This window comes from Burkholderia sp. MSMB1072 (assembly GCF_001524725.1).
Classification (GTDB): domain Bacteria; phylum Pseudomonadota; class Gammaproteobacteria; order Burkholderiales; family Burkholderiaceae; genus Burkholderia.
Genome location: NZ_LOYC01000009.1, coordinates 630,023 through 644,294, shown reverse-complemented (window position 1 = coordinate 644,294; position 14,272 = coordinate 630,023). Strand labels below are relative to the sequence as shown.

The following is a 14,272-nucleotide window of genomic DNA, read 5'->3' as shown; positions in this document are numbered from 1 at the left end:
GCGACGCGCGCGAGCGTATGCCGTTGCGGCGGCCCGCACGATCGACCGGACAGTGTGAGGTAACCCGATGATGCGCGCTGTCGTGGAACGCTTCGTCGAGCAGAGCCCGATGACGATCATGGCGCGGCTCGTCCTGCAATGCGCGCTGCACGACGACTGGGTCGACGCCGCGGCGGGCGCCGGCGACGAGCCCGACGGCGAGTCGATCCGCGAGGCGCTGTTTGCCGTTGCCGTCGACGCGATCGCGGCGATTGCCGCGTGGCGGCGGATGCCGGATGCCGCCGGCGCCGTCGCGCCGGGGTTCGGCGCGGCCGTGACGGCGCTGCACGATTGCATGAGCCGGTGGCGGTCCGGCTGGGGGCGCGCGCTGGCCAGGGACAGCGTCGACCTGCTGCTGCCGGTCGCGTCGGTGCGCGGCGTCGACAGGGCGTGCGCCGTCGACGGGATGCGGCTGCGCGTGCTGGACGGCGCCGGCGAGGCCTGTGCGCCGCGCGCCGACGGTTGCGACTGCGGGCGCGCGTGCGACGACCCGGCGCGCGATGCGGCGGCAGGCGGTGCGCGCGTCCTGCCGGTGTACGACCCGGATCTCGGGATGATCGTCGACCTGCTGCCTTGCGAGCGCGGCCGGTCGCACGAGCGTGCATTCGTCGGCGCGCTGCTCGAAGCGGTCCGGCCCGGCGAGCTGTGGATCGTCGACGGGCGCTTCGATACGGATGCGATCCTGTCCGGCTGGCCGCGCCGCGGCGGCGCGTTCGTGCTGCGCGAATACGGCCGCTCGGCCGCCTGCCGGCCGCTCGGCGACTGGCAGGACGCCGGCGTGTTCGGCACCGGGCGCGTTCGCGAACGATCCGTCGGGATGGCCGGCGAAGGCGGCGCGTCGGACACGTTTCGCCAGATCGAATGGGAACGCGCGGAGGCGCCCGGCGAAAGCGTCACGCTGCTGACCGACCTGTCGGCCGAGCGGTTCGACGCGCCGCAGATCGTGGCGCTGTCGCGCCGACGCTGGCGCGACGCGTTGCCGCTCGCGCTCGAGCCCGTGACGGGCGGCACGCCGTTCGGCGCCGTGCCCGCGCGTGCGGCGTTGCTGGCGAGCGGGATCGCCGCGTTCGCCTACAACGCGTTCAGCGTGATGACGCGCGTGGTCGGCGGCGCGCTCGATCTCGACGCGCGCGACGTCGCGCGCCTGCCGTCGCTGATCGCCGACGGCGTGACGGCCACCTATGCGGGCATGATGATCGCGCTGCCGCCGGACTGGTGGCAGCGTTACGACCGGTTGCCCGCGACGACGCTCGGCCAGATCGTGCGGATGCTCGCCGTGCACGTCGACCCGCGCAGCGAACGGCGGCGCCGCCGCGACAGCCGGTTGTCGTCGAAGTCGCAGGCATTGCTGCGCGCCGCGACGCTCGAGTGCCTGCTGCACGACAACGGCGACGATCCGGCCGCGAACGTCTTCAGCCTGCGCACGATCGCGATGGCGACGCGCGATTTCAGCAGCAATCCGTCGAAGGCGCTGCGGCACGCCGGCGAGGCGCTGGTGATGGTCACCAAGTACAACCGGCCGATCGCGCTGCTCGTGTCGATCGACGACTGGAACCGGCTGCTCGGCGAAGTGCGCGAGACGAGCTTCACGCGCTTGTCGTTCGATGCGGCGGCGTCGCCGGGCCAGCGACCGGTGACGTTGAGCGAGTCGTCGCTGAATTAGCCGGCGCCGCCGGCACGTTGCCGGCTCGGCTCGGCTCGGCCCGGCTCGCCGTTCGCCGCGCCCGTCTCTGCCGCATCCGGCTTCAACTCGTCAGCCGCCGCACCCAGATCACCGACGTCCACGCGAAATTGCCGCTGCCGTAGCGTGCGATCAGCGTGTCCACGCGCGCGTTGATCCGCGCCGAATGCACGCGGCAATGCACGATGAAGTAGCCGCTGTTCACGCCGACGGCCGAGCCGTCCGGCAAAGTCGGGTTGCCGCCCTGCGCGGGCAGCAGGTATTCGGCGATGTCGCCGGTGCTCACGAAGTAGGCGCTCGCGCGCCGGTCGACGAGCCGCTTCGCCTGGCTCGCCGACAGCGTCGGGATCGCGGCGACGAGCACGGGTTCGGGCGCGGTGTTCGCGTTGACGACGGTCAGGTCGGGCAGGATCGTGACGTACGGCGCGAGCGCTTCGATCGCATGCGCGTCGTAGCCGGGAATGCGTGCGAGATCGTCGACGGACACGAGCTGCAGCGGCCAGCCGCCCGGGCCGTTCGCGTCGCGCAGCGAGCGCAGCATGTAGTCGGCCGTCGGTTGCGCGAGCGCCGGATCGAGCGACAACTGGCCGAGCAGGCGCCGGTACGCCAGCACGCCTTCGCCGTTGGACTGCCACGGCTTGCCGGGCGCGGCGCGCGACACGAGGTTCATCAGGTTGAAGCGCGCCTGCGCGTCCTCGACGCTGCCCGAGATCCACGCGCGCGACAGCTCCGCATTGACCGCCAGCGCGTCGGATGGCAGCAGGTCCGAGAGCTGCACGTCGGCGACGGGCGCCGACCATGGCTGGCCGACGAACGTGACGTTCGACGTCGCGCTTTGCGCGCGCAGCGTCGCGCGTGCCCATTCGACCGCGGCGCGCTCGATCCACATCGTCTGTGTCGCGAGCCGCTGGTTCTCGACGTCGCGCGTCGCGACCTGCTGGCGCCACAGCACGCTGGCCGCGAGCGTGGCCGCCAGCGCGACGACGAGCAGCACCGTCACGATCGCGATGCCGCGTTCGCGCGGTGCGTGCGCCGTCCTTCCCGTCCCGTATCGATGCATCCGCGTGCCCTCGCAGTGTCGGCGCGACGCGCTCACACCTCGAACGCCAGCCACGCATGCGCGATGCTCGCATGTGCGGATGACGTGACGCCGAACAGCGTGGCGAGCCCCGCGACCCAGCACGCGAGCGTCGCGGGGCGCATGCCGTCGTCGGCAAGCGGGCCGACGAGGCCGGCGATCGCGTGCGAGCGCCACAGCAGCAGCACGAACAGCGTGCAGCCGACGATCATCGCGATCGCGAACGTGTGTGCTGCAACCGCGGGGCGGCGGGTGAACGGCGTGCGGTGATGCCGCTGGTTCGTCGCGACGATCGCGACCCCGTTCGCAACCGGCACGATCGCCATCGCGAGCGCCCAGAACAGCGGCTGATCGCTCGACGGATTGATCAGCAGCAGCGTGCCGATCGTCCAGATCGGCGGCGCGAGCAGCGTGAGCACGGACCACGACAGCAGCTGCCACGCGAGCCACGGCGAGCGCCAGCGCAGCGGCGGATTCGACGCGGCACGAGCGGCGCGCGGACGCAGCTGGCCCGGCATTCCGGCGGCGCCGGCCAACCGCCCGGCAAGCCACCGTACGAGCATCGTGGCGAATGACATGGAGTGTCCTGTCGTTGACATGTTCCGTTCTCAATAGCTAGGACGAAGCGGGCGGCTGCAAGCCGCAGGATTTCGTACGTGCTCGCGGCGTGCGGTGCGGCGTAAACGGTCCCGACGATCGCACCCCGTGGTTTGCGCGTGTTTCGTGAATATCTTCAGTCGAATGTCACAAAAACTTCCCGGTTGAAACCGGAGGATTGTCGGGCCGCACGCAGGCCGTCGCGTTTTCGCGCGCGGGCCGGCCGGACGGCGACTCGTTTGCCGGCAAGCCGCCTACGCGCCGCGCGCCGGCCGGGCAACGACATGTATACGAAATGAGGGCCACGCAAGGTCATGCGCCGCATCTCGCGCGTCTCGCGCGGGCGAGCGGCTGCACGCATGCAGGCCGCTTGCGTCGACCGCTGCCCGTGCCGGCGGATCGGTCGACGTCACGCAAAAAACATTGCGGCAATGCGCGCTTCATTCCGTCTAGGTAGGTGGGAGCTGCGACTTGGTGCGCCGTACGCGGCCCCGTTCGCGACCGATGCGCGTGCACCGGGCCGACGGGCCGGCAGGCAAGCGAGCATTTTTTCTCATCAGGCGGCGTGAAGCCGACAGGTGCATGACAGTGGAACAGTTCGAGGAAACCCGGCCGGCGGGCGAAACCGATGCGCCGACGGACGACGTATCGGCGCGGCAGGCGGAAGCGTTGTCGCCGGTCATCAACCTGCGCGACACCGGGCGCTTCCTGCAGGTGCTCGAGGCGCTCGGGTGCTCGCTCGCCGTGAGCCGCCGCCCGTCCGGCGTGGCCGTGATCGGTGTCGACGACGGCGTGCCCACGCTGTCCGCATGCCTGTTGCCGCGCTCGATGGGGATGGCCGTGTCGGGCAAGCGGCTCGCGATCGCGACGATGCACGAGCTGATGGTGTTCGCCAACGTGTCGACGCTCGCGCCGCACTATCCGGCCCGACCGGATCACTACGACGCGATGTTCGTGCCGCGCATGTCCTATTACACGGGCGATCTCGACCTGCACGACATGGCGTTCGACAAGCACGTGCTGCTCGCGGTCAACACACGCTATTCCTGCATCAGCGTGATCGACGGCTATTTCAACTTCACGCCGATCTGGCAGCCGCCGTTCGTGACGGAGACCACGCCGGACGATCGCTGCCACCTGAACGGCATGGCGTTCGCCGACGGCAAGGTGCGGTTCGCGACGGCGCTCGGCATGAGCAACGAGCCGTTCGGCTGGCGCAGCGGGATGGCCGGCAGCGGCATCGTGATGGAGGTGCCGTCCGGCCGGATCGTCGCATCGGGGCTGTCGATGCCGCATTCGCCGCGCGTGATCGGCGCCCGCCTGCACGTGCTCGAAGGCGGTCGCGGCCACGTGCTGCAGATCGATCCGCAGTCGGGCGCGCGGCGCGTGCTCGCGAAGCTGCCGGGCTTCACGCATGGTCTCGCCGAATACGGGGGCGTGCTGTTCGTCGGGCTGTCGAAGTTGCGCGACAAACGCGGTCCGCAGGGGCTGCCGATCGAAAGCGAATCGGATGCGCTGGTCGCGGGGGTCGCCGCACTCGACGCGAACACCGGCGACGTGCTCGGCATCCTGCAGTTCTTCAACGGCGTCGACGAGATCTTCGACGTGCAGGTGATCCCGAACGTGCGGCGCGCCGAAATCCTGAGCCCGCATCAATGGGCCGAGACGCCGTCGATCGTGACGATGCAGGGCGGCTTCTGGCAGACGCGTCCGCGCGAGGACGACGAACCCGCGAAGGCGGCGGAGCGCGCGCGATGAAGCTCGATCGTTGCGGGTTTCCCGACGTCGTTTCGTCCTTATCGGTAGACGTGCCCCGCGCAGAGCGGCGCGTGTCGCCGCAGCGGGCCGGCGGGGTGTTGTGGCTCACCGGGTTGTCCGGCGCGGGCAAGACGACGCTGGCCGATGCGGTAGCGGCGCGACTGCGCGACCGACGCATGCATGCGGTGGTGCTCGACGGTGACCGGCTGCGCACGGGGCTGAATCGGGATCTCGGTTTTACGGTGCAGGATCGTTTCGAAAACGTACGGCGCATCGCCGAAGTCGCGGCACTGACGAGCGAATCCGGCGCGCTGGCGATCGTCGCGGTCATTTCGCCGCTCGCGGCGATGCGCGATGCGGCGAGAGCGATCGTGGGGCCGGCGTTCCGCGAAGTGTACGTGAGCACGCCGCTGGTGTGCTGCGAGGCGCGGGATCCGAAGGGGTTGTATGCGAAGGCGCGGTGCGGCGCGCTGCCGGAATTCACGGGTGTGTCGGCGCCGTACGAACCGCCGGTGAAAGCGGATCTCACGCTCGATACCGGCCGCGCATCGCTCGCGACGTGCGTCGATACGCTGTTGCAGTTCGCCGTGACGCAGTTCGGCTTTCATGCGGATGCGCAGGCGGTGCCGACACATCACGGCTGAGTTCGGTTCGACGGCATAAAGAGCATTGCGCGGTTCATGATAAGGATGGCGAATCAATCGTCATCAAAGTGAAACAGGCAACTGATAGCGGGGCGAGCGACGGGGTCGCGACAGCTTCGCTGCGGTCCGGAACAACAAAGGGGAATGGCGCATGCCGCCGAGAGTAGACCGCAAGTCACGCGAACGATGGCGGCTGAATGGCCGATGCCTGGCCGGTGCCGTGCTGGCCGGAGGCTTGAGCGTCGCGCCGGGCGTTCATGCGCAGGACGCTGCCGCGCCCGCCGCGCCGCAGTCGTTCGACGTGAATGCCTTCGTGGTGCGCGGCAACACGACGTTGCCGACGCTCGAGATCGAGAAGGCCGTGTATCCGTTCGAAGGGCCGGGCCGCACGCTCGCCGACGTGAACGCGGCCCGCGATGCGTTGCAGAAGGCGTACCAGGATCGCGGCTACCAGTCGGTCGTCGTCGAGTTGCCGCAGCAGCAGGTGAAGAACGGCGTGATCCTGCTGCAGGTGACCGAGGCGAAGGTCGGGCGTCTGCGCGTGGACGGCGCGCAATACAACTCGCCGCAGAACATCCGCGACGCGGTGCCCGCGCTGGCCGAAGGCAAGGTACCCGATTTCAACCAGGCCCAGCAGCAGCTCACCGACCTGAACCGCTCGGCGGACCGCCAGGTGATTCCGGTGCTGAAGCCGGGCACGCTGCCGCAGACGGTCGACGTCGACCTGAAGGTCGACGATCACAGCCCGCTGCACGGCTCGCTCGAACTGAACAACGACAACAGCCCCGGCACGTCGACGCTGCGCACGACCGCGAGCCTCAGCTATTCGAATCTGTGGCAGCTCGGCCACGTGATTTCCGGCACCTACGTGATCGCGCCGCAGCATCCGAACGATGCGCGCGTCTACGCGTTCTCGTATCTCGCGCCGATCAAGGATTCGCGCTGGAGCTTTCTGGCGACGGTCGTGCATTCGGACAGCAACGTCGCGTCGGTCGGCAACACCAACGTGCTCGGCAAGGGAACCACGTACGGCTTCACCGCGATCTATTCGCTGCCGGCGACGGAGACCTACGCGCATACGGTCAGCATCGAGATCGACCGCAAGCACTACGACGAAGACGTGTCGCTGCCGGGCCAGGGCGGCTCGACGGCGCCGCTCACTTACGTGCCGGTGACGCTGTCGTACAACGGCCAACTGAGCCTGAAGAGTTCGCAGACGTCGTTCTCCGCATCGCTGACGACGAACATCCGCGGCCTCGGCAGCGACTGGGGCGCATGGGACAACAAGCGCTACAACGCGACGCCCGATTTCGTGTACGGCAAGTTCGACGTGAATCACACGCAGCGCTTCGCGAACGACATGCAGGCCAATGCGCACGTGAGCGCCCAGATCTCGAACTCGCCGCTCGTGTCGAGCGAGCAGTTTGCCGCCGGCGGGATGAACAGCGTGCGCGGCTACATGCAGGCGGAAGACACGGCCGACAGCGGCGTGATCGCGTCGCTGGAGTTGCGCAGCCCGTCGCTGTCGAAGTGGCTGGGCGGCGCGGTCGGCAGCCGGGTGAACGAATGGCGCTTCCATGCGTTCTTCGACGCGGCGCACCTGTGGCTGCTGAGCCCGCTGCCGGAGCAGACGTCGCGCTTCAACCTGATGAGCGTCGGCGTCGGCACGCGGCTGCAGCTCATGAAATACGCGAGCGCGGATTTCGAGGCCGGCTGGCCGTTGAAGGCCGGCGTCTACACGCGGCAGTACAGCCCGCGGTTCGATTTCTACGTAAGGCTGGGTTTCTGACGGATTTTTTGATCGTGGCGGGGCGATGCGACGAGCGCGGCGCCCGCCCATTCGGGGAGTGGATCGTGAAGCGAGTCTTGTTTTTCCTGTTGGCGGTGATGCTCGGCGTGCTGCCCGGCATCGCGAACGCATGGTGGCAGAACGACTGGTCGTACCGAAAGGCGATCACGATCGACGCGAGCCCGAAGGGCGCGAACCTCGCGGAATCGGCCGGCCGCGTGCCGCTGCTGATTCGCCTGCATTCGGGCAACTTCCAGTTCGACGGGCTGGCCGACAACGGCGCCGACATCCGCTTCGTCGCGGCCGACGACAAGACGCCGCTGAATTTCCATGTCGAGCAATACGATCCGGTGCTCGGCGTCGCGCTGATCTGGGTCGACGTGCCGAAGATGCCGGCGGGCGCCGCGGAGTCGATCTGGATGTACTACGGCAACAAGAAGGCGCCGGACGGCGGCAAGCCGGCCGAGACGTTCGATGCCGACTACACGCTCGTCTATCACTTCAACGGTGCGGCCGGCGCCCCGCCGAAGGACGCGACCGCGTACGGCAACCACGCGCAGAACGCGTCGTTCCGCACGATCGAGGACGGCATCGTCGGCAAGGGCGCGCGGTTCGACGGCACGGGGTCGCTGACGCTGCCGGCGAGCCCGTCGCTGAACGTGCCGGCCGGCGGCAGCTTCACGTTCAGCGCGTGGGTCAAGCCGTCGGCGCTCGCGCCGAACACGCTGCTGTACGGCCGCCGCGACGGCGCGAATGCGCTGCTGATCGGCCTCGACAACGGCGTGCCGTTCGCGGAAGTCCAGGGCGCGGCCGGCAATCCGGCGCCCGTGCGCACGCCGGCCGCGTCGCCGGTCGCCGCGAACCAGTGGACGTATGTCGCGGTGACGGCCGACGGCAAGAATCTGACCGTCTACGTGAACGGCAAGCAGGCCGCGCAGGTCGCGGCAACGCTGCCCGCGCTGAACGGCGTGACGACGATCGGCGCGGACGCGGTGGGTGCGCCGGCCGGGTTCGCCGCGTATGCGGGCGCACTCGACGAACTGCGCCTGTCGAAGATCGCGCGTTCGCCCGCGGCGCTCGCGGTCGACGCGCTCGCGCAGGGCTCGGAATCGAAGCTGGTCGCGTACGGCGCCGACGAGAAGCAGTCGGGCTTCGGCTTCGGCTACTTCGGCGTGATCGTGCAGTCGGTGACCGTCGACGCGTGGGTCGTGATCACGATCCTGCTCGGGATGGCACTCGTGTCGTGGATCGTGATGTGGACGAAGGCACGCTACGTCGGCACCGTCGACAAGGCGAACCAGTATTTCGTGCAGCGTTTCCGCGAAGTGGCAGGTCGCCACCTGGTCGGCCTCGCACACGTCGACGAAGGCAGCGCGGAAGGGCGGCGCCTGTACCAGTCGTCGCTGTATCGGCTGTACAAGGCCGGCGTGCATGAAATTCACAGCCGCGTGGACGGCAACGGCCGCACGGTGATCACGTCCGAATCGATCGAGGCGATCCGCGCGTCGATGGATGCGACGCTCGTGCGCGAGAACCAGCGACTGTCGAAATCGATGGTGCTGTTGACGATCGCGATCTCGGGCGGCCCGTTCCTCGGCCTGCTCGGCACGGTGGTCGGCGTGATGATCACGTTCGCGGCGATCGCGGCGGCCGGCGACGTGAACGTGAACGCGATCGCACCGGGTATCGCGGCCGCGCTGCTCGCCACCGTCACGGGCCTGTTCGTCGCGATTCCCGCGCTGTTCGGCTACAACTACCTGCTGATTCGCAACAAGAACGTGACCGCGAACATGCAGGTGTTCGTCGACGAATTCGTCACGCGCCTGGCCGAAGCACACCGCACGCCGGATCACGCGGTGCTGGCCGACTGAACGCACGCAGGAGACCACCATGCAGGTTCAGGACGACGACAAGCCGTACGACGACATCAACATCACGCCGATGCTCGACCTCGCGTACGTGCTGCTGATCATCTTCATCATCATGACGACCGCGTCGGTGCAGGGCATCAAGGTCGACCTGCCGAAGGCGAGCTCGTCCGCGAGCCTCGCGAAGCCGAAGACGAAGGCGATCACGGTCGCCGATTCGGGGCAGGTGTTCCTCGACGCGTATCCGGTGACGATGGACGAGCTCGAAAGCCGGCTGCGCACCGAAAAGGCGACCAATCCGGAATTCCCGATCGTGCTGAAGGGCGACGCGGCGGTGCAGTACCAGAAGGTCATGGACGTGCTCGACCTGCTGCGCCGGCTCGACCTGTCGCAGGTCGGGCTCGTGACCGGCAAGGCGAAGCAGGGCGGCTAGCGCGATGGAAATGACCTACAACGGCGGCCCGCCGCAGAAAGGCCCCGGCCGCTTCGTGAAGCCGGTTGCGATCGCGCTCGTGCTCGCCGGGCTCGCCGCGCTGATCTGGCATTTCGCGGGGGACACCGCGGGCGTGAAGCGCGCGAGCGCGCCGCAGGTGACGACGGTGATCCCGTTGCCGCCGCCCCCGCCGCCGCCGAAACAGAAGCCGCCGCCCGAGAAGGTGAAGGAAGAGGTCAAGACGCCGGTCGACAAGCCGACCGTCGCGCCGAAGCCGTCCGAGGCGCCGAAGCCGTCGGACAACCAGCCGAAGCAGATGACGATGAACGCGCCCGCACAGGCCGGCACCGACAGCTTCAACATCGGCGCGGGCGACGGCTCGGGAATGGTCGGCAGCGGCGGGGGCGGCAAGTTCGGCAACGCGAGCTACGCGCAGTACATGGTGTACGTGCTGCAGCGTGCGATCGAACAGGACAAGGGCGTGCAGGAGGCCGGCGGCGCGCGCTTCGCCGGCAGCCTGAACCTGTGGATGGATGCGTCGGGGCGGATCACGAAGGTGACGATCGCGCAGTCGACCGGCGACGCGAAGATCGACGCAGCCGTCGTCGCGGCGGTCGAGACGCTCGGCAAGGTCGACGAAGCGCCGCCGCCGGCGACGTCGTACCCGGTGCTCGTCAAGCTCCAGGGCCGCAAGCCGGCATGACGATGCGCGAGAGAGACCACGAAAGAATCATGGGGCAGGTCCGTCGCACGGATCCTGCCGGAAAAGAAACGAAAATTGTTCGGAGTGCTTCGATGATTCGGAAGATGAACGGACGGGGCGGGGTGCCCTGCAACGGCGCGCCGCCCGCGCGCCTGTCGCGCGTCGGCGCGGCGGTGCTGACGCTGGGGCTGACGTGCGCGTCCGTCGCACAGGCGCAATCGCTCGAGGCGCAGGCGGCATCGGGGAAGGCCGCGCCGACGGAAAGCGTGGTGATCAACCTGATCAACCTGCTCGTCAAGCGCGGCGTGCTCACGCAGCAGAACGCGAACGAGCTGATCAGCGAGGCGCGCACCGAGGCCGTGCAGGCGCGGGCCGCGCGCGGGTCGGGCGCACCGGTCGTCGCGGGCGGCGTGGTCAATCCGCCGACCCAGCCGGGCGACGTCGCGGTGCCGTACGTGCCGCAACTCGTGCGCGACCAGATCCGCGACCAGGTGAAGCAGGAAGTGATCGCACAGGCGAAGGCCGAGAACTGGGCGCAGCCGAACACGTTCCCCGACTGGGTATCGCGGATCAAGCTCGACGGCGACCTGCGCGTGCGCGACGAGTATCACTTCTACGGCAGCCGCAACGCGAACAACGTCACGAATTTCGCGGCGATCAACCAGGGCAACGGGTTCGACATCAACCCGAACACCAACACGACGCAGTTGCCGACGCAGAACACCACGCAGAACCGCAACAACCTGCTGCGCTACCGTGCGCGGCTCGGCGTGACCGCGACGTTGTCCGACGAAATGACGGCCGGCATCCAGCTCGCGAGCGGCAACGACAACGGGCCGGTGTCGACGACGGCCACCGCCGGCGGCGGCTTCGCGAAAAAGAACATCTGGCTGAACAAGGCGTTCTTCGCGTACAAGCCGGCGCCGTGGCTGAACCTGACGGCCGGCCGCTTCGACAATCCGTTCTTCAAGTCGGATCTCGTGTTCTCCGACGACCTGATGATGGACGGGCTCGCGGCGAACCTGCGCCATGCGCTGCCGTGGAATCCGGACGTCACGCTGTTCGGCACGCTCGGCGTGTTCCCGATCCAGTACACGAGCGAGAACTTCCCGTCGAACAGCACCGACAAGGCCGGCAGCGACACGAAGTGGATGTTCGGCGCGCAGTTCGGCGCCGACTGGAAGATCGACGCGAAGAACCGGCTGCGCGGCGCGGTCGCGTACTACGACTTCCAGAACATGCGCGGCACGCTGTCGTCGCCGTGCGCGCTGTATCTCGGCGCGACCAACTGCAGCACCGACAACGAGGCGCCCGCGTTCATGCAGGGCGGCAACACGCTGATCGCGCTGCGCAACATCGTGCAGAACCCGAACCTCGCGCCGGGAATGACGCCGCAGCCGCAGCTCTTCGGGCTCGCGTACAACTACCGGCTGCTCGACCTGAAGGCGCAGTGGGATACCGTCGTGGCCGATCGCTTCAAGCTGCGCCTGGACGGCGAATACGTGCGCAACCTCGCGTACAACGACAACAAGGCGTTCGCGGCGGCGTCGCTGCCGGTCAACAACTACGAAGCGACGTCGGTGAACGCGACGCGCGCCGACTATCGCAGCGGCCCGAACGGCTTCCTCGCGAAGGCGACGGTCGGCGAGCCGGAGCCGCGCGAGAAGGGCCAGTGGAATTTCTCGATCGCGTACAAGTACCTGCAGCCGGACGCCGTGCTCGACGCGTTCAACGATCCCGATTTCCATCTCGGCGGCACCAACGCACGCGGCTACGTGATCGGCGCAGCCTATGCGGTCGCGCGCGACACGTGGGTGTCGGCCCGCTACCTGAGCTCGAAGGAAGTGTACGGGCCGCCGGTATCGATCGACGTGCTGCAGATCGAGCTCAATGCTCGCTTCTGACCGGAGCCGCGCATGAATACGATCACTCGCACGATGCCGGCGGCGGCCGTCGCCGCCGCGCTGCTGCTCGCGGCCGTCGGCGCGCACGCGCAGAGCATCGAGGACAAGCTGCGCAGCCAGCTGCGCTCGACCGTGCAGGAGCTGCGCCAGTTGCAGGACAGTCAGGCGCAGTTGCAGAGCGACAAGGCGGCGGCCGAGAAGCAGCGCGACGATGCGCTCGCGCAACTGAAGGCGATGCAGGGGCAGCTTGCGGCGGCGCGCGGCGACTCGGGCGCCGAGGCGGCCGCGAAGCGCGCGCTCGCGCAGGAGCGGGCCGGGCGCGAGCAGGACGCGAAGTCGCTCGCGAAATACAAGGCGTCCTATGAGGACCTGCTCGCCGTGTCGCGCGCCCGCGATGCGCAGCACGCGCAATTGCAGAAGGACGTTGCCGCGCGTGACACGCAACTGAAAACCTGCCAGGCACACAATGCGGAGCTGTATCGCGTCGGGCACGAGATTCTCGACGCGTACGAGCATGTCGGGATCGGCACGCTCCTCGCGTCGAGGCAGCCGTTCGCCCAGTCGGCCCGCGTGAAGTACGACGATCTCGCGCAGCGCTACGGCGACGCGTTGTATGCGGGAAAGTACGATCCGGCCGCGCGTGCGGCCGCCGCGGCGCCGGCATCGGCGGCGAGCGCGCCGTGAGCGTGCCGCCCGATACCGCATTGGAATCTATCGATCCGTCGAACAGGGGGAACCTCGACATGCAGGACAAGCAACCGAACGCCGGCGCCGAACGCGCGGCACACGACGCGCCGATCGAAGCGATCAGCGCGGACCACCTGGCCGACGTGCTGCGCCGTGCGGGCTACCGCGTGACGGCCGCCGAGCAGAACGGCTCGGTGCAACTGATGAGCGCGAGCCAGGGCATCGGCTTCGCGGTGCGCTTCGGCAATCCGGCGGCGCCGCTCGCGCCGCAGGGCGCCGACACACCGCTCGCCGCGCTGCCGTACATCGATTACACGATGTCGTGCGTGCTGCAAGTGCAGGGCGAATTGCCGGCCGAACTCGTCGCGGACTGGAACCGCACCAAGCGCTTCGCGCGTCTCGCGAGCCACGGGCAGTTTCTCGCGCTGGAGATGGACGTCGTCGTCGCGGGCGGCGTGTCCGAGCGCTATCTGCGTTCGACGGTCGAGCTGTGGGATCGGTTGATCCAGGAATTCCTGCTGCACCTGCGCAACCGCCCCGCGATGGCCGAGCAGGAAGCGGCGGCGCGGGCGGCGGCCGGCGAACCGCCCGCCACGGCCGCCTCCGTCGAAGCGGCCGCGCAATCGTGATCGTCGCGCACCGGCTCGGCGCCGCGCTACGCGCGTTGCTGCCGGGCCGCACGCGAGCCGGGGCGACGGCCGTGGGTGACACGCCTGCCGCGTGGGGCACGTACGCGCAACACGTCGCGCAATGGCTGCAGACGGCGCTCGATGGCGACGATGCGGCCGCGAGCCGCCTGCGCGCGGACATCGAACGCTGGGCCGACGCGCGGGCCGATGCCGGCGACGACGGGCCCGTACTGCCGGTGCGAGCGTGGCTCGACCGGCGCGGGCGGGTGACGCGGGTCGACAGTGCGGCGGCCGGGCAGGCGGCGCTCGACGTCGCACTGCACGCAGCGTTTGTCGGCAGGGAGATCGGCACGGCGCCGCCACGCGGGATGGCGCAACCGCTCGTCCTGCGTGTGGCGCTGACGGGCGCACGCTGATACGGCGTCCGTATTTGAAAAGAAGCAATCCAGAGGGCAGTCGAAC

13 protein-coding genes are annotated in these 14,272 nt (G+C 68.8%); 11 read left to right on the top strand and 2 right to left on the bottom strand.

Translation table 11 applies throughout. The annotated features are described in order from the left end of the window. Positions 1 to 67 precede the first annotated feature (67 nt). Positions 68 to 1,702, top strand: a complete 1,635-nt coding sequence (locus WS89_RS04910; RefSeq protein WP_059789677.1) for a transposase — start codon at positions 68 to 70, stop codon at positions 1,700 to 1,702. Positions 1,703 to 1,784: 82 nt separating this feature from the next. Here WS89_RS04910 and gspK read toward each other — a convergent pair whose 3' ends face one another. Next, the gene (gene gspK / locus WS89_RS04905) at positions 1,785 to 2,780 is read right to left on the bottom strand and encodes a type II secretion system minor pseudopilin GspK (protein WP_059789749.1); all 996 of its coding nucleotides are present in this window, start codon (positions 2,778 to 2,780) and stop codon (positions 1,785 to 1,787) included. A 32-nt stretch (positions 2,781 to 2,812) separates the two neighbouring features. Continuing rightward, positions 2,813 to 3,376 (bottom strand): hypothetical protein, encoded by a 564-nt coding sequence (locus WS89_RS04900; RefSeq protein WP_059789676.1) that lies wholly within the window; start codon positions 3,374 to 3,376, stop codon positions 2,813 to 2,815. A gap of 601 nt (positions 3,377 to 3,977) precedes the next feature. Between WS89_RS04900 and WS89_RS04895 the strand changes: the two genes are divergently transcribed. The 10 genes from WS89_RS04895 to WS89_RS04850 all read left to right on the top strand — a co-directional run bounded on the left by WS89_RS04895 (position 3,978) and on the right by WS89_RS04850 (position 14,226). After that, positions 3,978 to 5,153: a TIGR03032 family protein gene (locus tag WS89_RS04895; protein ID WP_059789675.1), complete on the top strand. Its 1,176-nt coding sequence runs from the start codon at positions 3,978 to 3,980 to the stop codon at positions 5,151 to 5,153. Next, a complete protein-coding gene (gene cysC / locus WS89_RS04890; RefSeq protein WP_082741782.1) occupies positions 5,150 to 5,797 on the top strand; it encodes an adenylyl-sulfate kinase in 648 nt (215 codons plus the stop codon). The genes WS89_RS04895 and cysC overlap by 4 nt, the downstream gene beginning before the upstream one ends. 151 nt (positions 5,798 to 5,948) lie before the next feature. Then, the gene (locus WS89_RS04885; protein WP_257128122.1) at positions 5,949 to 7,586 is read left to right on the top strand and encodes a ShlB/FhaC/HecB family hemolysin secretion/activation protein; all 1,638 of its coding nucleotides are present in this window, start codon (positions 5,949 to 5,951) and stop codon (positions 7,584 to 7,586) included. A 65-nt stretch (positions 7,587 to 7,651) separates the two neighbouring features. Beyond that, positions 7,652 to 9,457, top strand: a complete 1,806-nt coding sequence (locus tag WS89_RS04880) for a DUF2341 domain-containing protein (RefSeq protein ID WP_059789747.1) — start codon at positions 7,652 to 7,654, stop codon at positions 9,455 to 9,457. A 19-nt stretch (positions 9,458 to 9,476) separates the two neighbouring features. Further along, positions 9,477 to 9,887: an ExbD/TolR family protein gene (locus WS89_RS04875; RefSeq protein ID WP_027780971.1), complete on the top strand. Its 411-nt coding sequence runs from the start codon at positions 9,477 to 9,479 to the stop codon at positions 9,885 to 9,887. Between the two features lie 4 nt (positions 9,888 to 9,891). Beyond that, positions 9,892 to 10,590 (top strand): energy transducer TonB family protein, encoded by a 699-nt coding sequence (locus tag WS89_RS04870; RefSeq protein ID WP_059789673.1) that lies wholly within the window; start codon positions 9,892 to 9,894, stop codon positions 10,588 to 10,590. Positions 10,591 to 10,682: 92 nt separating this feature from the next. After that, on the top strand, positions 10,683 to 12,494 hold the full coding sequence (locus WS89_RS04865; RefSeq protein WP_082741781.1) for a putative porin: 1,812 nt from the start codon (positions 10,683 to 10,685) through the stop codon (positions 12,492 to 12,494). A 12-nt stretch (positions 12,495 to 12,506) separates the two neighbouring features. Continuing rightward, positions 12,507 to 13,178 carry a hypothetical protein gene (locus WS89_RS04860; protein WP_059789672.1) on the top strand — a complete coding sequence of 224 codons (672 nt, stop codon included), beginning with the start codon at positions 12,507 to 12,509 and terminating at the stop codon, positions 13,176 to 13,178. A 59-nt stretch (positions 13,179 to 13,237) separates the two neighbouring features. Then, a complete protein-coding gene (locus WS89_RS04855; protein ID WP_059789746.1) occupies positions 13,238 to 13,810 on the top strand; it encodes a YbjN domain-containing protein in 573 nt (190 codons plus the stop codon). Further along, entirely contained in the window at positions 13,807 to 14,226 is a 420-nt protein-coding gene (locus tag WS89_RS04850) for a hypothetical protein (RefSeq protein ID WP_257128120.1), read from the top strand. The genes WS89_RS04855 and WS89_RS04850 overlap by 4 nt, the downstream gene beginning before the upstream one ends. The last annotated feature ends 46 nt before the right edge of the window (positions 14,227 to 14,272 follow it).

Bases quoted from the DNA above. Each gene is read 5' to 3' on its own strand.
- WS89_RS04910 (WP_059789677.1), top strand. From the start codon at position 68: ATGATGCGCGCTGTCGTGGAACGCTTCGTCGAGCAGAGCCCGATGACG.
- gspK (WP_059789749.1), bottom strand. From the start codon at position 2,780: ATGCATCGATACGGGACGGGAAGGACGGCGCACGCACCGCGCGAACGC.
- WS89_RS04900 (WP_059789676.1), bottom strand. From the start codon at position 3,376: ATGTCATTCGCCACGATGCTCGTACGGTGGCTTGCCGGGCGGTTGGCC.
- WS89_RS04895 (WP_059789675.1), top strand. From the start codon at position 3,978: ATGACAGTGGAACAGTTCGAGGAAACCCGGCCGGCGGGCGAAACCGAT.
- cysC (WP_082741782.1), top strand. From the start codon at position 5,150: ATGAAGCTCGATCGTTGCGGGTTTCCCGACGTCGTTTCGTCCTTATCG.
- WS89_RS04885 (WP_257128122.1), top strand. From the start codon at position 5,949: ATGCCGCCGAGAGTAGACCGCAAGTCACGCGAACGATGGCGGCTGAAT.
- WS89_RS04875 (WP_027780971.1), top strand. From the start codon at position 9,477: ATGCAGGTTCAGGACGACGACAAGCCGTACGACGACATCAACATCACG.
- WS89_RS04870 (WP_059789673.1), top strand. From the start codon at position 9,892: ATGGAAATGACCTACAACGGCGGCCCGCCGCAGAAAGGCCCCGGCCGC.
- WS89_RS04865 (WP_082741781.1), top strand. From the start codon at position 10,683: ATGATTCGGAAGATGAACGGACGGGGCGGGGTGCCCTGCAACGGCGCG.
- WS89_RS04860 (WP_059789672.1), top strand. From the start codon at position 12,507: ATGAATACGATCACTCGCACGATGCCGGCGGCGGCCGTCGCCGCCGCG.
- WS89_RS04855 (WP_059789746.1), top strand. From the start codon at position 13,238: ATGCAGGACAAGCAACCGAACGCCGGCGCCGAACGCGCGGCACACGAC.